Raw genomic sequence first — 21,371 nt, 5'->3', positions numbered from 1 at the left:
GCAACGTTAACAGTCGGATACGGATAGAGCATGAAATTTAGTGAACAGTGGTTGCGAGAGTGGGTAAACCCCGGTGTGGACAGTGACGACCTATCTGCACAATTGACAATGGCTGGCTTGGAAGTCGATGCCATTGAGCCTGTCGCGGGTGATTTTAGCGGTGTGGTTGTTGCTGAGATTACTGCTGCAGAGCGCCACCCTGACGCTGACAAGCTGCAAGTTTGCCAAGTGAGTAATGGCCAGGAAAGTTTCCAAATTGTTTGCGGCGCCGCCAATGCTCGGGTGGGAATCAAAGTGCCCATGGCCATGGTAGGAGCGATCCTGCCCGGCAATTTCAAAATAAAGAAAGCCAAGCTTCGCGGTGTAGAGTCCTTTGGCATGCTGTGTGCCGAGCAAGAGTTGGGAATGGCAGAGCAGTCTGATGGCCTGTTCGAATTGCCCAGCGATGCGCCGTTGGGTGAGGATGTTCGCAGTTACCTAGGGCTTGACGATAAGCTTATCGAGCTTGGTTTGACTCCAAACCGTGCCGATTGTCTCAGTATTAGAGGGGTCGCCCGCGAGGCGGCCGTTCTCAATAATATGGCGTTTGCTGAGCCAGCTCAGGCTGCGGTAGAAGCCAGCATCGATGATCAGCTTGCCGTAAAGATTGCGGCGCCTGATCACTGCGCGCGTTATGTGGGCCGAGTGGTGCGCGGTGTGAATATGGGGGCTGAAAGCCCCTTGTGGCTGCAAGAAAAGTTGCGTCGCTGTGGTTCACGTAGCATTGACCCAGTGGTGGATGTCACTAATTTGGTTATGCTTGAGCTCGGCCAGCCCATGCATGCCTTTGACTTATCGGCGATCAGTGGCGCCGTTAATGTGCGCACGGCAACGTTAGGCGAGAGCCTCGAGCTGCTGGATGGGCAAACGTTGGAGCTTCGTGACGATAGCTTGTTAATAGCCGACGATGAGAAGCCGTTGGCGCTCGCCGGCATTATGGGCGGGCAGGGCAGTGCAGTATCTGCCGCGACTCAAGACTTGTTCTTAGAGTCTGCATTTTTCACCCCAGAGAAGCTTGCCGGCAAGGCGCGCTCTTATGGTTTGCACACTGACGCGTCGCATAGATTTGAGCGCGGTGTGGACTTCGCTTTGGCAGAGAGAGCCATTGAGCGTGCCACCGAATTAATATTGCAAATATGCGGTGGCAAAGCAGGGCCTCTGACTGAGGCGAGCAGTGATGCTTTACCAAGCCGCAGCCCTGTGATCTTGCGTGAGGCGCGTATCGAGAAGATGCTTGGGATGCCGTTGCTGGCTAAAGAAGTCGAGCAAATCCTGACAGGTTTAGGTATGGAGGTAGAGCGCCAGGACAGCGGCTGGGTGGTAACCCCGCCAAGCTGGCGTTTTGATATTGCCATCGAAGTTGACTTGCTCGAAGAGCTCGCTCGGGTATATGGCTATAATCGCCTGCCGGTTAAGCCTATTCGCTCAGAGCTGGCAATAAAGTCTCGCCCGGAAGGGCAGCGTGCGGTCATGGATTTACGGCAGCACTTGGTATCCCGTGGTTACCAGGAAGCCATTAGCTACAGTTTTGTCGACCCTGTGCTCAACGCGAAACTCTCAGAGCGCGAGGATTGCGTGACGTTGTTGAATCCCATTAGTGCTGATATGGCGCAGATGCGTGACTCTCTTTTGCCAGGACTGTTGAAGACAGCGGAATACAATAGCAAGCGTCAACAAGCGCGCCTGCGATTCTTTGAAATTGGGCAGCGTTTTGTGCCATCAGCTGAGGGCTTGGCACAGATTCCGACGCTGGGTGCGTTGTTGTCTGGGCGGCGAAATCCGGAAAATTGGAGTTCAGGTGGCGATTTACTGGATTTCTTCGACCTTAAGGGCGATCTAGAAGCACTGATGACCCCTGCCGCGACACCTTTGCGCTTCGAGGCGGCGCAGCATAAGGCTTTGCATCCAGGGCAAACTGCGAACGTCTATCAAGGGGAGCGCTGCGTTGGGCGCATTGGTGCGCTTCACCCCTCGCTGCAGAGCGAGTTGGATTTGCCGTCGGCGGTGTATTTCTTCGAAATAGACCTTGATGCGCTGCTCGAAGTCGCTGTACCTGCGTTTAAACCTGTTTCACGCTACCCTGAGCTGCGCCGTGACTTAGCGGTTATTTTGCCTAGCGATGTCGCCGCCCAATCCGTCCTAGATTGTGTGCAGGATGCGGCTGGGGAGTTGTTAGTTAACTTGAAGCTCTTTGATATTTATCAGGGTAAAGGTATTGATCCAGAAAGGAAAAGCCTGGGCCTGGGCTTGACGTACCGGCATTCATCCCGCACTCTTAATGAGGAAGAAGTTACCCTATCTGTAGAGGCGGTAGTGCAGGCGTTGCAGGATCGCTTCGGGGCCAGTTTAAGGAACTGAATGTGATGACGTCCCTCACCAAGGCAGAAATGGCGGAGCGCCTCTATGAAGAGCTCGGTCTGAACAAGCGTGAGGCGAAAGAGCTTGTCGAGCTGTTTTTTGAGCAGATTCGCCACTGTTTAGAGAATAATGAACAGGTCAAAATTTCCGGCTTCGGCAATTTTGACCTGCGTGATAAGAGCCAGCGGCCTGGGCGCAATCCCAAAACCGGTGAAGAAATTCCCATTTCAGCTCGGCGAGTAGTGACCTTCAGGCCAGGCCAAAAGTTGAAATCCAGGGTAGAGGACTATGCTGGAACCAAGTCATAACGACGAGCTGCCACCGATCCCAGGAAAACGCTACTTTACGATAGGTGAAGTCAGTGAGCTCTGCTGTGTCAAACCACATGTGCTGAGATATTGGGAGCAGGAGTTTCCTCAGCTGGCTCCCGTTAAGCGCAGGGGTAACCGCCGCTATTATCAGCACCAAGACGTACTGATGATTCGTCAAATCCGCAGCCTGTTATATGAACAGGGCTACACCATTGGTGGTGCGCGGCAGCGCATGTCGGGGGATGAGGCTAAAGGCGATTCCGCTCAGTCCAAGTTATTGATTAAACAGTTAATCGGTGAACTGGAAGATTTGTTAAAAGATCTAAAAAGATAGTTCACAGTGCTGTTTAGTTGGGGTATGATTCTGCCCCTCATTTCGGGGCGTAGCGCAGTCTGGTAGCGCACCACACTGGGGGTGTGGGGGTCGCAGGTTCGAATCCTGCCGTTCCGACCATATTTAAAGGGCCGCTTTAGCGGCCCTTTTTCATTTTTAGACTGTTATTTTATTTAGCCTGGCCTGCTGCATGGCATGCTGTTCTAACGACACCCCTCATCCTGCATATATTCGGTCAGTAACTGACTGATTCAAAAAATCATTCAAGCAAGTTCACTCCTCCAATTAGCCGCTTTTCACATAACAAAGGCTTTTGTGATTTGAATCACTATAATCAATACGTATAAACGCGTATTATCGGTCTATAACACAAATAAAGCAGAACGTAGATTCTGTTCGCGGAAAAACAAAAAATGTCTGGAGGACATGCTGTGAAAACTCTATCAATGAAACAAATGTCATTAGCGGCAGCCATTGCGGCTGCATCATCACTCTCAAGTGCCGGCCCTTTGGCGCCAATCATCGAACCGCTTGCTGAAGGCTTGGCGGGAACGCCGCTCGACGCAATCGTCGCGCCGTTAAACGAAATCGATTCCCAGCTTTCAGCGCTTGATGGTGGTGGAGATAACCCTCTGCAGCCGATCTTGGATCAATTGCAGGGCGGCGGTAGCGGCGGTGACAACCCCTTGCAGCCCATTTTGGACCAGCTTCAGGGCGGTGGTGAAAACCCTCTTGCGCCGTACGCATTGCAGCTGACGAAGACGGTAGACGACTTGGCCAACGACTTGGCAGGCAAGGACGGAACCGTGGATGCAGTGACTGATGTTGTCGATACCTTGGCAACCGACCCGGAAGCCGTTCAAGCGAGCGTTGAAGCCATTCCGCCGACACTGGAAGTGCTGTTTGCACACCTTCAAGAGAACTTGATGGGGTTTGCGCCTGAGGGAGACAGTGACGGTGGCGACAACCCGCTTCAGCCTCTGCTTGACCAGCTTCAGGGTGGTGGAGAGGGCGATAACCCGCTGCAGCCCCTTGTTGATCAATTTGAGAGCGCCGCAGCTGGCGGTGAGGGCGGTGAAAGTGATAACCCTCTTCAGCCAGTGTTAGATGTACTGCCTATCCCCGCGCCATCTGAGGGTAGTGATAGCGATTCTGAGCCCAGTGCATTGCCGCTTTCACTCGCGTTTTCTTTCGAGTCAGCGGCTTTCAGCTTTTCATTTGGGTTTGACGGCCAGGAGCCAGTATTTGAATTGCCAACACCCTAACGAGGCGTGTTGACCTGATATAGTAGAGCCGGTTTCCTTAGGGAACCGGCTTTTTTACTTTTAAGTTTCCGCTAGCTATATCACAATAACGCATATTATAAATTTGGGTCATGTTCCGGCAGATAGGCATCGACACTTGAATTTTCGGGCATTTATACAATCCTTCCTTATCGGCGTGCTCATGGCGGCTCCGATTGCACAGGCACAGTTGATTTCGGTCGATGTGCTGGGTATTGGGGTGGATGTTACCGTGCCGGGGGCCGGAAGCGGCGAGGATGATATTTCGGTGTTGTCCCTAGATGCGTTGAGCGACGATGCGGCGTTAGGAGCCGGAATCGCCGGGCAAGATATTCTTTTGCTGGGAGCGCCAGCGTCTCCTCTTGAAGTGGAGGGAGGGGGGAATGCTTTGGCACCCTTGCTCGATAACTTGGGTGGTGAAAGCTCGGTTATCGAATTCCTGCAAGACACAGCCGGAGACGGCGACATTATTCCTGAAGTGCTTACCATAAAGCTTTCCGACGACACGCAAGCGAGTGACGAGGGGACGAGTGACGATGGGGCGAGGGTTGATGGTAATCGCGCAAAAAAGCCCTTAGCGCGGTCGGCTGCTGCGGCGCAGTGCCGTGATGCCGATCGCGACAGCGTATGTGACGAAGTAGATCGCTGCCCGAACTCGCCTGCTGAGGCCATTGTATTGCCCTCGGGTTGCCATTTCGAAGCGGGGCGCACGCTGCGTCTCGTTGGGGTGAGCTTTGCCAGTGATACCGCTTTGCTCGACGCATCTTCTGCGGCTACCCTCAGGCAGGCCGCCAATATCCTGAATTCACAGCGCTTTAAAAAAATTGAAATTGAGGTTGTCGGCCACACCGACGACCGTGGTGATGATGATTACAATATGCGCCTGTCTTTAGCGCGTGCGCAGGCCGTGGTGCGTTTTCTTGCTGCCGAAGGTGTTGAGGTGCAGCGTTTGCAGGCAGTTGGCTTCGGTGAAAGGCAGCCAAAGGCAAGTGTTGAGGGTTTGACCGGCCGTGACTTGGCCCAGGCTCGCGCAGAAAATAGACGTGTCGAGATGCGAGCGGCAAAGAATAGCGCCGAATCTGATGCTCGCTAAAGGTTAAGGACTTTGTATGGCAATTGATTTACCCCCAATCATTCCTCCCCAAGCATCCACTGCTGAGCGGATCGTGCAGTACAGCTCTGCACGTGAAGACGCGGTATATGAGGCAGAGGTGGCGGGCTACACGCTGCGGATAACGGGGAATCGCCACCTTAGCAAAGAGCAACTGGATATGCTGATGGCGGCGGCGAAAACACCAGCCCAGGCCGTGAACGCACTAAATCAGTCATACCATCACTTGGGGCACTTGTTAACGACTATCTATTTCGCCCAGCGCGACGAGACAATTTTTGTCCATGTTATTAACGGCACGTTGGCCGATATAAAAGCGCCAGAGGGGATCAAAGGGCATTTTTCATCCTTGATTGGCGATAGCGACCTTCATCGCAGTGAATTCGATACAAAGCGCGTGTTAGCGAATTTAAAAAGTGACCGCGCAGGTCTCGACTATGGCATAAGCTATCAGGTGTCAGGGGACCCCAATGCGTTAACCATGGTATTCAGCGAGCGTGAAAAAGCTGACCATGATGCGACGGTGTTAAGCCTTTCCGCTAACAATTATGGCAATCGCTTTTTAGGGCGCTATTTCGGTGGTGTCTCGGCTAAACACGATTTCGCCAATGGCCTCCATTTACAGTTTGTGTACGACCGAGCACTGACGGAGCTCGGAGAGGTCAATGGTGGTGATTACTACGATGGCTATACGTTTCGGCTGAACTACCCAAGCCAATGGGGGCTTTACGGCATCGAAGCGCGCCATGTTGACTATGCGCGCTTTGCTGATGCCTTGGTGACTACCGCAAACGACCCTTTGCTCAGCCTGGGTACGTGTGACATTGCGCTGTTGTGCGCGCTACTGGGCGGCACAGGCACGTCGATAAACATTGGTGGTGGCGGCACCACTACAACGTCTGAAGAGGTGTACTTAGAGCATCGCACACAATCCGCAGCACTTACCGGCGAGCAGGTTTTGATGAGCGATAGCCTTTACCGCTTGACGCTCACCGAGCGCGTGGAATACATCGATTCCACTATCGACCTGCGCGACGGTGGGGCGTTGTTGGACGAGCCCCAAACCAACCTTGAGTTAGGTCTTAAGTTTAACCGCTTATTGCGTATAGCAGGCTTTCCAAGTCGGTTAACGGCGCAGGCATTCATCGATTTCGGGCTGAAGTCAGACAGTGGCACCTTTGCCACAGACGACCGTCAAGGCGTGGTGTTCATCGGTAGAAGAACGAGTGAGTTTACTATATTTAAGCCCCGTTTCTCGCTGCAATCCGCCGTGGTTGATTGGGCGAATCTAACGGCGAGTTTCACAGGCCAGTACTCCGATGGCAGCCAATTACCACTCCAGCAGCAATACTACTTGGGAGGCAGTAACGGTTTGGCGGCTTACCTTCCTGGGGTACTGGTAGGCGATTCAGGCCACTATGCAAAGTTGAGCTTTGAATCTAACCCACTACCTTTTATGGGCCTGGAAATAAAGCCGTCTGTGTTCATCGAGCAAGGTTGGGTGTGGTACGAAGATGCACGCGGTGATGCCGGTGACACAAGAATGATTAGCGACGCAGGCTTCGCCTTAAAAGCTAGCTATAAGGACCACTTAAGCAGCGAGTTTGTGGTGGCCCACCCGATCGATGATGAAAATATCAACCAGAGCTTGCTCGATGCTGCCGAGGTCGACTTCTTCTGGCGCCTTAAAGTCAGCTATTAGACGGTGTAGGGAAGAGCAGGGTGACAATACTGCCGCCTTGCTCGCGAGCGGCAAAACGTAGCTCTATGCCACAGCTGTCGGCAATGTCTCGCACAATGGCGAGCCCCAGCCCCTGACCGTCACCATATTGATCACCGCGCTTGCCGCGAACCATCATACTGTCGATGTCTTCTTGCTCTAAGCCTTTGCCGTCATTTTCAATAAAAAGCGCAACAGCGCCGTTTACCATGAGCTCGGCATAAATACACACCCGTGCATGACAGGCCTTGCAGGCGTTATCGAGCAGATTGCCAAGTAATTCCATTAAATCCTGCTCGTCTATAGGCACGGTTGTCTGGCTGTTGAGCGCGACCTCTGCAGTAAATGATTTAGCGTGATAGACCTTCTGCAAGGTGTGAATAAGCCTTTCCACTAATGGTTTGATCTGCGTTTTGATATGTAGCTGCTGCTGGCCGCTGCTTACGGCCCTGCGCAGCTGGTAGCGAACAATATTATCCATCCTCTCGATTTGTTCGTTACGTTGAACGTCGTCTAACTGGCCACTTTTTAGCACCGCAAGCGGGGTTTTCAAACTGTGAGCTAGGTCCCCCAAGGTATTGCGATACCGCTCGCGCTGCCGGCGCTCTTTTTCGATTAGTTGATTGAGGTTGCTGGTGATAGCCGCCAATTCACTGGGGTAGTTATCGCCGAGCCGCTCGGCTTGGCCTTTCTCTAGTAAACGCAGTTCTTTTGCCAGCCTGCGCAGTGGTTTTAAGCCCCAGTATTGGATGACAGATACTAAAAGCACAGAAAGACAAGCAACGATGGTCATCCATATCGCCATCTGCTGGCGGAACTGTCTCTGTTCTCGAATGAGATTTGTTTTTTCTGAGTACAGAGAAAAAACAATCGCCAGATCCTCATTTTCCTCCGTTTCCCACAGGGCGCGGTAGCGGTAATAGAGGAAAGGTTTTTGGTCGATGAGCGTTTCGCCGGTGACGGCCTCGCCAGGCCGTGATGTTTCGAAGTTGTTGGGTAGCGACAAGGTATCGGCGCTTAGTGAGCGCCACAGCTGCTTACCGTCGGGAGATTGTATGTCAGCGTAAAGCCCGGAGCGAAACTGCCAGAAGTCGGGCTCTTTGAGCCGATCATCGGTGCGAAAGCCATCCTCCTCGTTCCATTCAACGGCCCCTAATAGAGAAAAAAATTGGGCTTGGAGTCGGTTTTCCTCGGCTTTCAGCAAACTACTCTGGTAGGCGCGATCAATAGCAGCGGCGGTCAATCCCAGTAATAGGGGCATAGCAATGATCATCGAGATGATGAGCCGGCGGCTAATTGAGGAGTGGCGCGTCGCCATTATTGTTGCGAATCCTCTCCTAGCTCGAAGCGATAACCGCGACCACGAAGCGTGCTGATGGGCTTGAGCTCGCCGGTTGGGTCAATTTTCTTTCGCAGTCTGGCGATAAAGACCTCTATAACGTTGCTGTCGCGATCAAAGTCTTGATCATACAGGTGCTCTGTGAGCTCAGTTTTAGATACGACTTGCCCGCTGCGCATTGCCAAGTATTCCAGCGCATTATACTCAAAGGTAGTGAGCTCTAATTTGCGTCCGGCGACGGTAGCCGATTTGGCAGCGGTATCAATTTGTAGTTCGCCAAAACTGATGCGCGGGCTGGCAAACCCGGCTGAGCGCCGTATCAGGGCATTTGCGCGCGCCAGTACTTCCTCGATCTGAAAAGGCTTTGCAACGTAATCATCTGCGCCGGACTCCAAGCCTTTCACTTTGTCTTGCCAGCTGTCTCGCGCCGTTAAAATCAGTACGGGAAAGTCTCTGGCATCTTCACGCCAGTGCCCGACGACGCTAATGCCGTCTAACTTGGGTAAGCCTATATCAACGATGGCAAGGTCATAGGGATGTTCCCTTCCCAGGAACAGGGCTTCCTCTCCGTCACTACAGGCGTCGCAGGCAAAGCCCGCTGCCGTGAATTGCTCGACAAGTTGGGCTTGCAACAGAGACTCGTCTTCAACGATTAATACACGCACGTGAGCTACCTTTGATCGATGATGACGTTTTTGACCTTGCCATTTTTTTGCAATATGCGCACGCGGTAGGCATTGCCGTTAACGGTTTGAATTTTTTTGGCGCCGACTGCGCGACCGCCGTAGCGCCGTTCAGCAATTGAGATCGCCTCACTCGCGCTAATCAGCGGCTGGTTTCGTCGCGGTTCCAAGGCGTTGCGTGGCGAAACGCCTAGCGCACCTCGGCCGTTGTTTATACCTTTTTCCAACAAACCGCTGCTGTAGCTGTTTATTGAAAGAAGCATGCCGAAAACGATCGCGGCAAGGGTTTTAAAGCAATGTCGAAAATTCATAATGTCACTGGCTTTGCGGGTTGGCGTGGCCGTTCGGGCGCTTATAGGTTACCGCAGTCAACTCAAATTGTTCAGTGTCTTTGTTCGGTAGTCCTGTCAGACACTTGCAGTTTGAGGGGACTAGGCTTAACTTTCGCTGAACCGGTTTGTTCAGCGTCAACCAATAAGGAGAGTAGTGTGAAACTTTATACCTTTGATCCCGCGCCAAACCCCAGGCGGGTGAGCCTGATGTTAAAACATAAGGGCATCGACATTGATTCTGAACAGGTCGACCTGATGAAAGGCGAGCAGATGAACAGTGAATACAGCAAAATTAACCCGCTGTGCACGGTGCCTGCTCTGCAACTCGATAATGGCGACACCCTGTGTGATGCCATTGCCATTTCGCTCTATATTGACGACCAGTTTCCCGAAAAGAGTGTATTCGGTGCTAACGCCTTAGAGCGCGCAAAAATTATCGCTTGGTGTCAGCGTCTCTATGTTGATGGCTTGGCGGCTGTCGCAGAGGTCCTGCGCAATACTAACCCCGCGTTTAAAGACCGTGCATTGCCTGGGCCGGTAGCGGTGCCTCAGATCGCTGAACTGGAAGAAAGGGGCCACCTTCGCATTACGGCATTTTATCAAGCAATGGAAAAAGAATTGCAGAATCGCCAGTATTTGGTGGGAGAGTCCTTAAGCCAAGCGGATATCGACCTCTACGCGGTACTCGGCTTCTGCAACTGGGTAAAACGCGATATTCCTGAAGATTGTCCGGTGCTGAGGGCGTGGTTCGACACGATGAAGCAGCACTTCGGTGAGTAAGTTAGCACAACAACCAGCCGGCTGATTTAGGCGCAAAGGCCTCCAGCCGGTCTACACGTCGCTGCACTTAGGGCAGTTGGCTAGGCCGGATGGAGGATGCCGCCCAACGGCTGTTGGCGCAAAATAGTCATTTACCACCCGGAATGGCTAATATGCAAAGAATAATAGTTGCCGCTTTGAGTGTTTGTGCTCTCATGCTGTGCCAACAGGGCTATACCCAGCCAGTTGCAAACCTGGATACCCCCCCGGCCTCGAATCTGAATAAAAAGCCTCGCTGCAAAAATTGGCAGCCCGAACGACAATTACTCTTTGGTGATCTGCACGTGCATACCAAGTACTCCTTGGATGCAAGCACCCAGGGTACTCGAACCTCTCCCGCCGATGCTTACCGTTTTGCAAAAGGTGGCCGTCTACCCGTTCAGCCCTGGCTCCCTAATGGCGAGGCGTTGAGGGAGCTAAAACTAGAGAGGCCTCTGGACTTCGCGGCGGTGACAGATCACGCCGAGTTATTTGGCGAGCGCGATATTTGTTTGGACCCTTCACAGCGCGGCTTTGGTAGCTGGCAATGTCGTTTGTATCGCGGTTGGCCTCGCGGGGCATTTTTCCTGTTCAATACCCAAGCGGCCATGGCCGGCCGCTTAGGCTTCTGTGGTGAAGATGGCGAATACTGTCGACAGGCGGCCTTGCGGCCCTGGCAAGACATTCAAACCTCAGCTGAATTGGCTTACGACCGCAGTGATGACTGTGAATTTACCTCTTTCGTGGCCTATGAGTGGACGGGGGCAGCTGAGAATCTCGCCAATCTCCATCGCAATATTATTTTTCGCAATGCCAGTGTACCAGCGTTGCCGGTTTCCTTTATCGATGCCCCCAGTGCCCCACAACTGTGGGATGGGCTAGACGCGCAATGTGGCAAAGCGAGCGGCCTCAAAAACTGTGAAGTGTTGGTGATTCCGCACAATAGCAATCTGAGTGATGGCTACATGTTCGCCTTGAACGAAGAGGGTAATAACGACCCAAGTAGGGAGGCGCAGAGAGCACGTTTAGAGCGAATTGTAGAAATTATGCAGCACAAGGGCAGTTCCGAGTGCTACTACGACCCGCTGCAATCTGAGGATGAGCTGTGCGGTTTCGAACAATTACCTTACGGCAGCTTTCGCAGCAAGTTTCTCGGTAAACTTTCCCCCTCGTTGAGTGAGCCAGCCGGGCCAAAATCCGGTTTTTTGCGCGAAGTATTGCGCGACGGCCTGGCGTACGCTAACTCCAGCGACTCGGGGCTAAATCCACTGGCTTTTGGCTTTATCGCCAGCAGCGACACGCACATTTCTGCGCCTGGAGCGGTGAGCGAGGAAGAATTCCTGGGGCATGGTGGGGCAGGTATGCCTGCGGGTGAAAGTTTGCCGCCGGGCTTGCCCGATGATATTGAGTTTAATCCGGGTGGCCTTGCGGCGGTATGGGCAGAAGAGAATAGTCGCGACGCCATTTTCGATGCCTTGTTAAGGCGCGAGGTCTATGCGACAAGTGGTCCGCGTATCGCCCTAAGAGTTTTTGCGGGTGAGGAACTCCCTAACGATTTATGTGAGCGCACGGATTTTGCCAAAGTGGGTTATGAAAACGGCGTACCCATGGGAGGGGAGCTCCAGCTTAGTTCATCATCGGTCCCCCGTATTGCGGTGATGGCCGCAATGGATCCCGGCATAGCGAAGCAGCCTGGCTTGCCCCTGCAAACTCTACAGATTGTAAAAGGCAGTGTTGATAGCGCGGGTCAGCGCTCAGAGACAGTGATTGATATTGCCAGCTCGGGAAAGCCGGCGACTGTAGACATAAGCAGCTGCCAAACGCAGGGTAGTGGTGCCACACAGCTGTGCTCGGTATGGCAGGATCCGGATTTCGACCCAGAAGCGCGCCATTACTACTACGCTCGCGCCGTCGAAGTGCCCCGTTGCCGGTGGAGTCAGCAGCTGTGCGTGGCGGCCGCAGTAGACTGCAGCGAGCCGGACACCATTTCACCTGGCTATGAAAGCTGCTGTCGTGATGACCACCGACGTCAAATACAAGAGCGAGCCTGGAGCTCGCCAGTGTGGGTGACCACGCAGCAGGCTCCCTCTGGCAGTTAAGGGGATGGCCTCATTCAAGGCTGCTTTTTGGGCGGCGCCGGATAGCGATCCATAACAATTAATGGGTGAAAGGCAAGCTCAATACCCTCTTGGATGCGGCTGCTGTTGCCAAGGATTTTTTTACGGCGCACGAAGCCATCTTGGCTCTTGCGGGAGTCGATTGCATGCAGCGTATCCAAACCACCGCGGCTGGCGAACAGCGGCTGCCCTTCGGTGCTGTAGAGAGTAATCACTAAGCTCGCGCCCTTGATCACTTGAGTCCAATTGAAATCAACCGGAACACTGGCGCTTGCGCCCTCTGTGGCAGGTTCGCGGGTAACGCCATACCAGCGGGCATAGTGTTTCATGCCCCTGCTGTGCTGCACATCGTGAGCGATTAGGTCAGTAAAGACGATCGCATCGATATCTTTGTGTGCCTGCAGGCTCTGAAAGGTGCTGGCCATTACCTGTTGCCAACCCTGTTGGTCGACTTTGCCGGTTGTGGGATCGTAGAAATCACCGAAGTTTAGCAGCGCCTGCTGCCAGGCATTGTTGAATAGATGTTGAGGGGCGATCTCGAAGCCATTTTCTTGCAGGTAGTCCACCACCATCGAATCGATTTTCGTCACGCTGTCCCGTAACATGGAGCGGGTGGGTTCACCGGTGACATTGACACTGGCAACGATCACTTTTTTCACTGGTTTCGCAGCCATAGCGTCTTTGGCGATAAAGAAATCGAACACAGTGGGGTTGTAGCTCACGGAGCTGCAGGCACCGAGCAACAGTCCTGCTGCAGCAACTATCGGAAGCAAAATTCTCACAGTAACACCTATTTATTTGAATGCGCAGGCATTCTAGCAACCGGATCAGAGCATGAGAAGTGAAGTAAAAAATGCAGCGGCGGTGCTGCACAGCGAGTCGCGGGGCGAGGGGCCTACCGTCGTACTACTGCACGGGCTATTTGGCTCGGCTAGTAATTTATTGACCCTGTCACGCCATTTGGAACCCAACTACCGAGTGGTTCGCATGGATCTGCGCAACCACGGTAAGTCTCCTCACCGAGACTATATGGATATTCCCAGTATGGCTGAGGATGTAGCCAAAACCCTCGGCGAGCTGGCGGTGCAAAGTGCGACGTTTCTCGGCCACTCTCTTGGTGGCAAGGTAGCGATGCAATTGGCGGCTTCTCAGCCCAATTTGGTGGAGAAGCTCGTGGTCGCTGATATTGCACCGGTTCGCTATGGGCGCGGGCACGATGCCATTATCGAGGGCTTATTGGCCATGGACTTGCGAGCGCTGCGTAACCGAGAGCATGCCGACGAGCAGCTCAAAGAAGCAGTACCGGAGCTACCCATACGGCAGTTCTTGCTGAAAAACCTAGTTCGTGATGGCGAGAGTTGGGCCTGGCGCATGAATCTTTCGGTGATTGCAGACTGCTACGATTTACTGCGTGATGCGCCCGCCGCAGAACCCTACGCGGGGCCGACACTATTTATACGCGGCGAGAACTCTCGCTATATTATCGATGAGAACCGGGTGGGAATTATGAAGCAGTTTCCCGACAGTCGTATCGAAACCATAGCCGGAACGGGGCATTGGCTGCACGCCGAAAAGCCGCGTGAGTTCAACGCCCTGGTGTCTGATTTTTTGGCTGAGAGCTAACATGATTGATGCCATTAGTGCGCAGCTTTACGCCGAGCAACCCCTCGACACGCTTTACCATTACACGTCGTTGAGCGGCGTTTTGGGCATCCTGGGCAGCGGTGTACTGTGGGCCAGCGACATCCGCTACATGAATGATTCTGCGGAGCTCAGGCACACCGCCGATTTGGTGAAGCGCGAGGTGGAGCTGCGAATTCGCCAGGGGCATGATCAGCCGGCGCTGCTAAATGCGTTTATCGATTGGGTGCAGCACCGTATCACCAATGGCCATATTTTATTTGGTGCTTCGTTTCGCTCCAATGGCAATTTATTGAGCCAATGGCGCGGGTACAGCTCGGTGGGTAAAGGCGCAAGTCTCGGCTTCAATGCTGCCTTTATTCGTCGCTGTGCGAGCAGCCAGAGCTTTAACCTGGGGCGCTGTGTCTATGCTCCGAGCGCCCAGCATAGCTTGATCGCAGAAATCATCGACGGTGTGGAGCTGTTGGCCGGAGAAGGGGAGCAGAAGGATTACCCGAGTTTATTTGCTCACCTGGAAACCGACTTACTGCGTATCGCCGCGATTTTGAAGCACCCCTCGTTTGAGGAAGAGCAGGAGTGGCGTTTGGTTTCGCCGGTAATTTCCAACTACCCCAATGCAGAGGTTTTCTTTCGAGAAGGCCGGAGTATGCTGGTGCCGTATATGAAGTTTGCACTGGCCTCATCAGAGGGTGAAGCAATGGCTCTCGATCATGTTTACTTGGGCCCCACGCCCAATATTAGTTTGTCGATGAACTCGCTGAAAATGTGCCTGCTGAAGCACGGTATTCAGCCAGCAGAGGGTATCGACTATTGCCAGATACCCTACCGCCAGCGATAGGCCTACTGGCCTGAGAGGATGAAGTCGGCGCAGCGCTCGCCGATCAGCACTGAAGTTGCGTTGGTGTTTCCGGAAATAATCGTGGGCATCACGGATGCATCGGCAACGCGAAGGCCTTCAACACCATGTACTTTGAGGTGCTGGTCGACCACGGCCATGTCGTCGTTACCCATTTTACAGGTGCCAACAGGGTGGTATACCGACTCGCCGGTGTTGCGCACAAACTCAAGAATCTCTTCGTCACTTTGTACTTCAGGGCCGGGCACAAGCTCTTCACGGCGCCAGGAGTCGAAGACGGGAGCCTCAAAAATTTCACGCGTTTTGCGAATCGCTGCGATCATCTTTTGACGATCTTCCTCTTCCGCGAGGTAGTTGTGAATAAATGCCGGTGGCTCGGTTGGATCTGTGCTGCGAATGTGCACCCAGCCGCGGCTCTTTGGTCGCAGATAGCATACAGTCGCTGTGGTGCCTGGCACGGTGAGCATGCGGCCGTTTTCGTCCTGATCACCCGCGGCAGGGGTGAAGTGAATCTGCGCGTCGGGGCGATCGACGTCGTCCGAGGTGCGGAAGAAAACACCAACCTGCGAGGCCGGGTGCGCCAGCATGCCTTTGCCCTTAAACCAGAACTTGAATAAATTGCCGATCATTGGCAGCGGGCGTGAGTCCTCATAGAACGTTCGCAGTCCCTCGAAGGAGCGCTGGGTGTTCACGGTGAGGTGATCCTGCATATTTTCACCGACACCGGGCAAATTGTGGACGGACTTAATGCCTTTCTGACGCAACAGCTCGGCATTGCCTATACCGCTAAGTTCTAACAGCTGCGGTGAGTTCATTGTGCCACCGCATAAAATGATTTCTCCCCGGCAGCGAGCGGTGACATCCTTACCATTTTTCAAATAGCGAAGACCGGTTGTGCGATGACCTTCGAAAATAATCTGGCTCGCCAGGGCGTTGGTTTCAATCGTCAAATTGCTGCGCTTCGCGGCATTGCGCAGATAGGTGCGCGCAGTGCTCTGACGGCGGCCGCGGCGAATATTCACTTGATAAAACCCTGCGCCTTCCTGAGTTTCGCCGTTGAAATCAGGGTTGTAGGGGATGCCCACTTCCTGCGCGGCTTTCACGTAGAGATCCGCCATTTCGTAGTGGTCTTGCACGTCATCGACGTGGAGTTGGCCGTCGCGCCCGTGGTATTCGTCACTGCATTGGCCCACATAGGCCTCGTTGCGCTTAAAGATAGGCAGTAGCTTGTCATAGCTCCACTCGGTGTTACCCAGAGCCGCCCAATGGTCGTAATCTTCCTTTTGCCCGCGTATATAGACCATGCCGTTAATTGAACTGGAACCGCCGAGCACCTTGCCACGGGGCTGGTCAATGCGGCGATCATTCATATGAGGCTCAGGCTCACTGGCATAGCACCAGCTGAATTTGGGGTTTTTCATGGTGAATGCAAAACCCAGTGGCATATGAATAACAGGATTGCTGTCTTTCCCACCTGCCTCTAGGAGCAGGACATTGCGTTGGCCGTCCTCACTGAGGCGATTGGCCAGGGCGCAGCCAGCGGAGCCGGCGCCGACAATAATGTAGTCATAGAGCTTAGTCACAGTGAGTTTGCCTCGCGTTATTGTTTTACTGGTGTTCGGGCGCAGGGGCCGGTCAGGTTATTCCCATTAGCGTAGAGGGAATGGGCGACAAGGTTAAGTTATAATTATGTAACCTTCGGCCAGTCAAGTCTATGCTCGGCGGTGTTCACCGCTGTCTGCCAGTTAAACGCCTCCACTAATGCCGCATAGGTCCCCGTTAACGGCGACACAAAGCGCTGCCGTTGGCCACTGGCGGGATGGCTGAACTCTAGGGCCATGGCGTGCAGTAACAGGCGAGGGCAGGCTAAATGCTCAGCAAAATAACGGTTATGCCTACCGCGGCCATGCTTGGCGTCACCAATAATGGGGTGGGCGATATGCTTCATGTGTCGGCGAATCTGGTGGGGCCGCCCGGTCAGCGGTTCGGCGAGCACCAATGAGTAGCGCGATTGAGGGTATTTTTCGATACAGGCATCAAGTTCGTACTGAGCCAGACACTGATAGTGGGTAATGGCCGGCTTGGCGTCCCCAAACTCCGTTCTTCCCGCATAGCGATCTGGGTCTGCCCGCAATGGATGATCGATGCAGCCACTTGCGGGGGCGTAACCCCGAACTGTCGCTAGGTAGGCCTTGCGGATGCGATGCTGGGCAAACTGTTTGGCTAATACCGAGGCACTCTCGCTGTGCAGGCCAAAAACCATAACCCCTGAGGTGGGTTTATCCAGGCGGTGAACGGGGTAGATGTATTGCCCTAGCTGCTCGCGGAGTATCTGAAGGGCAAAGCGCGTTTCTCGCCGGTCTATCGGGCTGCGGTGAACGAGCAGGCCGCTGGGCTTGTCCACCACAACAATATCGTCGTCGCGATAGAGCAACGGCAGTTGCTCAACGGCGTTTTCTGCACTTTTTGGTTCCTTATCTTGCGAGTTTGATGAAGAGTTTGTCATTTTCCCTAGGTTTTCTTGTCGCTAGTGGCTGGGCGGGGTAGATTTCCCGATCTACTACTACGTATGCCAGAAAAATCAGCGGAGATAATAAGTGGCAGAAAAATTTTTGTGTCAAGCCGTGGATATGACCTTCTTTGAATCAGCACCGTTTAAGTACGTTGCCGAGGTAGAGTTCGGTGTCAGCGCGGCAGATGTCTTTGCATCTTTTGAAAATGCCGATGACTGGCCCCGTTGGGCAATGCCGATCCAGCGCGTGGAGTGGACCTCGCCGAGGCCTTTCGGGATCGGGACGACTCGCACAGTATATATGATGGGCGGACTGACGGGTTTCGAAGAGTTTATTGCCTGGGAACGGGGCAGGGAAATGGCATTTTGTTTCACACACGCTACCCGGGACAATATCGAGTCCTTTGCTGAGCGCTACGAAGTGGACGAATTGGCGGATAACCGCTGCCGCGTGCGGTGGACAATGGCGATGAAGCCAAAGGGCTTTAGTAAGGTATTTCTACCCGTATTCAGCCCTGTGATGCGTTTTGGTGTGAAAATGATGCTCAAGAACTTGAAACGCTTATTGGAGAAGCGCGCCAATTGATACATGGCGCGCTTTTTTACGACCTAACTCAGTTGTTCGCAACACGCTCCGCACTGGCAATTTCGGCGTCCAGCTTTGCGATAATGGTGTCAATATCATCCTGCGACAGTTCGCCTTCCTTCAGGTAAGTAATTTCACCCTCGGCATTGAGCAAAATAACCGCAATGGTTCGGGATTTTAATTGCCAGGCCTTTAGCCCGCGTCCGGCATCGTCGGCAACGAGTACAGCTTGGGGGTGAGCGCGCTTATTCTTGGCGAGCTCACCAGCGACCAAGCCAGAGGTTCCCCAGAGTGCGTCATCGAGGTTAACCACGGAAATTGATTGGAAACTCTCAGTGGGATACTCGCCGGCTTCCAGCCGTGAGCGAAGGGGGGCAATCGCGGCATCTGATGACATGCGCGCAGGCATGTGAAAAATGAGTGCTGGGCTGCCCGTGCTGATACTGGTGCTAGACCAAGGGCTGAAGCTCACCTTGTCGCCCGACATAACCAGCTCCCCGCGGCTTGGCACGTCCAGTGTAGGTAAATTGCCGCCCACTTCCAGTGCCATACCCAAGCTGCTGCCAAGCAGAGCCAGTGAGACGGCTACAGATTTCCATAAACGCAACATGAATCGATCCTTATAATAGTAGTTAAAGCAATGCGCGGCAGAATAGCATAGCCGCCGCGTTGCAATGATGACGCTTAGTTCACATTATCGGCCTCGTATCTGAACCGAGGCTGAATTGGCTGAGACCTCCACTGAGACCCATTATTCGCCAAAAAGTGTCGCAACAATGCGGCGTTGGCCACCTCTGTTGCGGTGCTCTCCAAGGTACACGCCTTGCCAAGTACCCAAGGCAAGCCGTCCCTTGCTCACGGGTATTGTCACGTCACTGCCCACTAGACTGGCTTTAATATGAGCTGGAAGATCGTCACAGCCCTCATCGGTATGCTGGTAATGGATATCGCCTTCGGGAACGCAGCGTGAGAAAAAATACTCAAAGTCGCTACGCACTGTGGGGTCGGCATTCTCGTTAAGTGTTAATGATGCCGAGGTGTGTTGAATAAACAGCTGACATAAACCGACAGATAATTGTGAGATTTCCGGCAGTTGCGCGATGATCTCATCGTCGATGAGGTGGAAGCCACGCGCTTTCGCGCGCAGAGTAATCGTTCGTTGTATCCACATATCGCATGAATCCGTCGTGTCAGTTCATTGCTCAGGCAGCAATTCACCGCAGTATTTGCAGTGAATGGCGTCGCGTTCGTGGTTGCCCTGTTGGCAGGACGTGCAGCGCTTTAAGCCTGCCTGACGTTGGTTTTCTTGCACTAGCTCCGCGCTGAGTATCCCGGTTGGGATGGCAATGATGGCGTAGCTGGTAACCATTGCCATCGCTGCGATGGCGCGTCCCAGGGGCGAATGGGGAACAATATCGCCGTAGCCTACTGTCGTGACGGTGACGATGGCCCAGTAGATGCTTTGCGGCAGACTCGTGAAGCCATTTTCAGGCCCTTCGACCAAATACATTAAAGAACCAAAGACAATCACCAGTGTGACGACGGTGATAAAGAACACGGTAATTTTGTGGCGTGACGATTTGATCGAACGCACCAGAATGTTCGCCTCAGACATGTACTTGAATAACTTAAACACGCGAAAAATACGCAGTACGCGAAAGATGCGAATCACCAACAAATGCTGGGCGCCGGGAACAATTAACGCCAGGTAGGTGGGCAGCGTCGCTAGCAAGTCGACGATGCCATAGAAGCTGGTGATGTAGCCTTTTCGATCTACAGAGCAGTATATTCGTGCCAGATACTCGATACTAAACAGCACAGTGAAGGCGATTTCAGCAGTGTAGAGCAGCTCGCCGTAGGCTGCATGCAGCGGTTCCACGGAGTCCAGGAATAGGGCCAAAACGCTAGCGATAATTATGATGATAAGCGCAATATCGAAGTTTCTGCCTGGGCCGGGCTCAGTGCCGAAGATAATCTCGCGAAGGCGCTCCTTAAAGGTATCGCCCGTCATTGTGCCTGCTCCTCACGAATAACCGCGATAATCTCCCGGCAGAGAAATGCCAGTTGCTCGTCGTCAATGATGTAGGGCGGCATGGTATAGATGAGTTTTCCAAAGGGCCGAATCCAAACACCGTGGTCGACGAAGCGGCGTTGAATAGAGGACATTGTTACCGGTTCAGCCATTTCAATCACGCCGATGCCGCCGAGGCAGCGCACGTCAGCAACGCCCGGTATCTCGCTGGCCGGTGATAAGCCGTGCTTTAATCCCCGCTCGATACGCTGGATATTGCCCTGCCAGTCGTTGGCAAGTAGTAGGTCGATGCTGGCATTGGCGATGGCGCAAGCCAGAGGGTTCCCCATAAAAGTCGGGCCGTGCATAAATACGCCGGCTTCCCCCTGGCAAATACCTTGGGCAATGTCTTCCGTGCACAGGGTAGCAGCAAGGCTTAGATAACCGCCGGTCAGCCCCTTGCCAACGCACATAATGTCGGGACTGATACCGGCGTGCTCACAGGCGAAAAGTTTACCCGTACGGCCGAAGCCGGTGGCAATTTCGTCGTGAATCAGCAATACATTATAGCTGTCGCACAGGGCGCGGAGGCGGCGTAGATAGTCGGCGGAATAAAATCGCATTCCGCCAGCTCCCTGCACAATAGGTTCGACAATAACGGCCGCTACTTCGCTGTGGTGCTCGCGAAGCAGCGTTTCCACCGAGGCCATATCGTCATCACTGGCCGCTTGCCCAAATGGTGTTTGTGGCGCCTCTGCAAACAGTTGCTGACTCAACACTGAGCTGAATAAATGGTGCATACCATTGACGGGATCACACACTGCCATCGTGGCAAAGGTGTCGCCATGATAACCATTGCGAAGCGCGATAAGTCGATGCTTTGCTGACTGCCCCTTGGCGATCCAGTATTGCAGCGCCATTTTAATCGCGACTTCAACCGCGACTGACCCCGAGTCAGAAATAAATACTCGCTGCAGGGGTGGCGGTGTCAGGTCGACCAGCCGCTTACCGAGTGTTGCCGCGGGGGCGTGGGTCAGGCCGCCGAACATAACGTGGGACATGTCTGCCAGCTGACGCTGTGCGGCGTCGTTTAACACGGGATGATTGTAGCCGTGAATCGCCGACCACCAAGACGACATGCCATCGATTAAGCGCCTGTCGTCCGCCAATACAATTTCAACACCACTGGCAGATTTAACCGGGAACATCTCTGGCGCGGATAGCGCAGACGCATAGGGGTGCCAGATATGATCGCGATCCCAAGCGAGCCAAGTGCTTGTGTCGATATTGCTGTAGTCGTGCATAGCGGTCTCCGTTGCTGGCCAGCTATTCTAGAAGCT

General features: G+C 53.6%; 21 protein-coding genes and 1 tRNA gene. 12 read left to right on the top strand and 10 right to left on the bottom strand.

The genetic code is table 11. The annotated features are described in order from the left end of the window. Window positions 1-30: 30 nt before the first annotated feature. The 7 genes from pheT (at window position 31) to H573_RS0101190 (ending at window position 7,138) form a co-directional block, all read left to right on the top strand. Window positions 31-2,397, top strand: coding sequence for a phenylalanine--tRNA ligase subunit beta (gene pheT, locus H573_RS0101220; RefSeq protein WP_027872677.1), 2,367 nt, complete (start codon window positions 31-33; stop codon window positions 2,395-2,397). 5 nt (window positions 2,398-2,402) lie between these two features. Beyond that, the gene (ihfA, locus tag H573_RS0101215) at window positions 2,403-2,705 is read left to right on the top strand and encodes an integration host factor subunit alpha (RefSeq protein ID WP_022960519.1); all 303 of its coding nucleotides are present in this window, start codon (window positions 2,403-2,405) and stop codon (window positions 2,703-2,705) included. Continuing rightward, window positions 2,686-3,042 carry a MerR family transcriptional regulator gene (locus tag H573_RS0101210; protein WP_027872676.1) on the top strand — a complete coding sequence of 119 codons (357 nt, stop codon included), beginning with the start codon at window positions 2,686-2,688 and terminating at the stop codon, window positions 3,040-3,042. The genes ihfA and H573_RS0101210 overlap by 20 nt, the downstream gene beginning before the upstream one ends. 43 nt (window positions 3,043-3,085) lie before the next feature. Then, a tRNA-Pro gene (locus H573_RS0101205) sits at window positions 3,086-3,162 on the top strand. 311 nt (window positions 3,163-3,473) lie between these two features. Next, window positions 3,474-4,307 (top strand): hypothetical protein, encoded by an 834-nt coding sequence (locus H573_RS0101200; protein ID WP_154653806.1) that lies wholly within the window; start codon window positions 3,474-3,476, stop codon window positions 4,305-4,307. Between the two features lie 181 nt (window positions 4,308-4,488). Next, a complete protein-coding gene (locus tag H573_RS18725) occupies window positions 4,489-5,418 on the top strand; it encodes an OmpA family protein (RefSeq protein WP_051170815.1) in 930 nt (309 codons plus the stop codon). Window positions 5,419-5,434: 16 nt separating this feature from the next. Further along, window positions 5,435-7,138, top strand: a complete 1,704-nt coding sequence (locus tag H573_RS0101190) for a ShlB/FhaC/HecB family hemolysin secretion/activation protein (RefSeq protein WP_027872674.1) — start codon at window positions 5,435-5,437, stop codon at window positions 7,136-7,138. Here H573_RS0101190 and H573_RS0101185 read toward each other — a convergent pair. Genes H573_RS0101185 through H573_RS0101175 form a run of 3 tightly spaced genes read right to left on the bottom strand, consistent with a single transcriptional unit; the run spans window position 7,128 to window position 9,489 of the window. After that, complete coding sequence (locus H573_RS0101185) at window positions 7,128-8,474, bottom strand: ATP-binding protein (protein ID WP_027872673.1); 1,347 nt, start codon at window positions 8,472-8,474, stop codon at window positions 7,128-7,130. The genes H573_RS0101190 and H573_RS0101185 overlap by 11 nt on opposite strands. After that, window positions 8,474-9,160, bottom strand: a complete 687-nt coding sequence (locus H573_RS0101180) for a response regulator transcription factor (protein WP_027872672.1) — start codon at window positions 9,158-9,160, stop codon at window positions 8,474-8,476. The genes H573_RS0101185 and H573_RS0101180 overlap by 1 nt, the downstream gene beginning before the upstream one ends. A gap of 5 nt (window positions 9,161-9,165) precedes the next feature. Further along, a complete protein-coding gene (locus H573_RS0101175) occupies window positions 9,166-9,489 on the bottom strand; it encodes a PepSY domain-containing protein (protein ID WP_027872671.1) in 324 nt (107 codons plus the stop codon). A 177-nt stretch (window positions 9,490-9,666) separates the two neighbouring features. Between H573_RS0101175 and H573_RS0101170 the strand changes: the two genes are divergently transcribed. Together H573_RS0101170 and H573_RS16540 are read left to right on the top strand one after the other, a co-directional pair. Continuing rightward, window positions 9,667-10,290, top strand: coding sequence for a glutathione S-transferase family protein (locus tag H573_RS0101170; protein ID WP_027872670.1), 624 nt, complete (start codon window positions 9,667-9,669; stop codon window positions 10,288-10,290). 152 nt (window positions 10,291-10,442) lie between these two features. Then, on the top strand, window positions 10,443-12,407 hold the full coding sequence (locus tag H573_RS16540) for a DUF3604 domain-containing protein (protein WP_234701817.1): 1,965 nt from the start codon (window positions 10,443-10,445) through the stop codon (window positions 12,405-12,407). A gap of 14 nt (window positions 12,408-12,421) precedes the next feature. Here H573_RS16540 and H573_RS0101160 read toward each other — a convergent pair whose 3' ends face one another. Beyond that, a complete protein-coding gene (locus H573_RS0101160) occupies window positions 12,422-13,207 on the bottom strand; it encodes a hypothetical protein (RefSeq protein WP_154653805.1) in 786 nt (261 codons plus the stop codon). A gap of 52 nt (window positions 13,208-13,259) precedes the next feature. On the opposite strand from H573_RS0101160, the gene H573_RS0101155 reads away from it, so the two are divergent. Both H573_RS0101155 and H573_RS0101150 read left to right on the top strand, forming a co-directional pair. After that, window positions 13,260-14,048: an alpha/beta fold hydrolase gene (locus H573_RS0101155; protein WP_051170809.1), complete on the top strand. Its 789-nt coding sequence runs from the start codon at window positions 13,260-13,262 to the stop codon at window positions 14,046-14,048. 1 nt (window position 14,049) lies between these two features. Next, the gene (locus tag H573_RS0101150) at window positions 14,050-14,904 is read left to right on the top strand and encodes a DUF2971 domain-containing protein (RefSeq protein WP_027872667.1); all 855 of its coding nucleotides are present in this window, start codon (window positions 14,050-14,052) and stop codon (window positions 14,902-14,904) included. A 2-nt stretch (window positions 14,905-14,906) separates the two neighbouring features. Here the strand turns inward: H573_RS0101150 and H573_RS0101145 are convergent, their stop codons facing one another. Both H573_RS0101145 and H573_RS16535 read right to left on the bottom strand, forming a co-directional pair. Beyond that, on the bottom strand, window positions 14,907-16,505 hold the full coding sequence (locus H573_RS0101145) for a GMC family oxidoreductase (RefSeq protein WP_027872666.1): 1,599 nt from the start codon (window positions 16,503-16,505) through the stop codon (window positions 14,907-14,909). A gap of 104 nt (window positions 16,506-16,609) precedes the next feature. Next, window positions 16,610-17,428: a pseudouridine synthase gene (locus H573_RS16535; RefSeq protein ID WP_051170805.1), complete on the bottom strand. Its 819-nt coding sequence runs from the start codon at window positions 17,426-17,428 to the stop codon at window positions 16,610-16,612. A gap of 91 nt (window positions 17,429-17,519) precedes the next feature. On the opposite strand from H573_RS16535, the gene H573_RS0101135 reads away from it, so the two are divergent. Further along, entirely contained in the window at window positions 17,520-18,020 is a 501-nt protein-coding gene (locus tag H573_RS0101135; RefSeq protein WP_027872665.1) for an SRPBCC family protein, read from the top strand. Between the two features lie 28 nt (window positions 18,021-18,048). Here H573_RS0101135 and H573_RS0101130 read toward each other — a convergent pair whose 3' ends face one another. The 4 genes from H573_RS0101130 to bioA all read right to left on the bottom strand — a co-directional run bounded on the left by H573_RS0101130 (window position 18,049) and on the right by bioA (window position 21,335). Next, entirely contained in the window at window positions 18,049-18,630 is a 582-nt protein-coding gene (locus H573_RS0101130; protein WP_027872664.1) for a YtfJ family protein, read from the bottom strand. A gap of 141 nt (window positions 18,631-18,771) precedes the next feature. Continuing rightward, a complete protein-coding gene (locus H573_RS0101125; RefSeq protein ID WP_027872663.1) occupies window positions 18,772-19,191 on the bottom strand; it encodes a secondary thiamine-phosphate synthase enzyme YjbQ in 420 nt (139 codons plus the stop codon). Between the two features lie 24 nt (window positions 19,192-19,215). Then, complete coding sequence (locus H573_RS0101120) at window positions 19,216-20,031, bottom strand: ion transporter (RefSeq protein WP_027872662.1); 816 nt, start codon at window positions 20,029-20,031, stop codon at window positions 19,216-19,218. Next, window positions 20,028-21,335 carry an adenosylmethionine--8-amino-7-oxononanoate transaminase gene (bioA, locus tag H573_RS0101115; protein ID WP_051170804.1) on the bottom strand — a complete coding sequence of 436 codons (1,308 nt, stop codon included), beginning with the start codon at window positions 21,333-21,335 and terminating at the stop codon, window positions 20,028-20,030. The genes H573_RS0101120 and bioA overlap by 4 nt, the downstream gene beginning before the upstream one ends. Window positions 21,336-21,371: the final 36 nt, after the last annotated feature.

Source organism: Neomelitea salexigens DSM 19753 (assembly GCF_000422345.1).
Classification (GTDB): domain Bacteria; phylum Pseudomonadota; class Gammaproteobacteria; order Pseudomonadales; family Spongiibacteraceae; genus Spongiibacter; species Spongiibacter marinus_A.
Note: the sequence above shows the minus strand (reverse complement) of the source record. Positions and strands in the feature narration are given on the sequence as shown.

Excerpts from the sequence above, each read along its gene's own strand:
- H573_RS0101175 (WP_027872671.1), bottom strand. The coding sequence starts at position 9,489 with ATGAATTTTCGACATTGCTTTAAAACCCTTGCCGCGATCGTTTTCGGC.
- H573_RS0101190 (WP_027872674.1), top strand. The coding sequence starts at position 5,435 with ATGGCAATTGATTTACCCCCAATCATTCCTCCCCAAGCATCCACTGCT.
- H573_RS0101185 (WP_027872673.1), bottom strand. The coding sequence starts at position 8,474 with ATGGCGACGCGCCACTCCTCAATTAGCCGCCGGCTCATCATCTCGATG.
- H573_RS0101130 (WP_027872664.1), bottom strand. The coding sequence starts at position 18,630 with ATGTTGCGTTTATGGAAATCTGTAGCCGTCTCACTGGCTCTGCTTGGC.
- ihfA (WP_022960519.1), top strand. The coding sequence starts at position 2,403 with ATGACGTCCCTCACCAAGGCAGAAATGGCGGAGCGCCTCTATGAAGAG.
- H573_RS16535 (WP_051170805.1), bottom strand. The coding sequence starts at position 17,428 with ATGACAAACTCTTCATCAAACTCGCAAGATAAGGAACCAAAAAGTGCA.
- H573_RS0101120 (WP_027872662.1), bottom strand. The coding sequence starts at position 20,031 with ATGACGGGCGATACCTTTAAGGAGCGCCTTCGCGAGATTATCTTCGGC.
- H573_RS16540 (WP_234701817.1), top strand. The coding sequence starts at position 10,443 with ATGCAAAGAATAATAGTTGCCGCTTTGAGTGTTTGTGCTCTCATGCTG.
- H573_RS0101155 (WP_051170809.1), top strand. The coding sequence starts at position 13,260 with ATGAGAAGTGAAGTAAAAAATGCAGCGGCGGTGCTGCACAGCGAGTCG.
- H573_RS0101125 (WP_027872663.1), bottom strand. The coding sequence starts at position 19,191 with ATGTGGATACAACGAACGATTACTCTGCGCGCGAAAGCGCGTGGCTTC.
- bioA (WP_051170804.1), bottom strand. The coding sequence starts at position 21,335 with ATGCACGACTACAGCAATATCGACACAAGCACTTGGCTCGCTTGGGAT.
- pheT (WP_027872677.1), top strand. The coding sequence starts at position 31 with ATGAAATTTAGTGAACAGTGGTTGCGAGAGTGGGTAAACCCCGGTGTG.
- H573_RS0101150 (WP_027872667.1), top strand. The coding sequence starts at position 14,050 with ATGATTGATGCCATTAGTGCGCAGCTTTACGCCGAGCAACCCCTCGAC.
- H573_RS18725 (WP_051170815.1), top strand. The coding sequence starts at position 4,489 with ATGGCGGCTCCGATTGCACAGGCACAGTTGATTTCGGTCGATGTGCTG.
- H573_RS0101210 (WP_027872676.1), top strand. The coding sequence starts at position 2,686 with ATGCTGGAACCAAGTCATAACGACGAGCTGCCACCGATCCCAGGAAAA.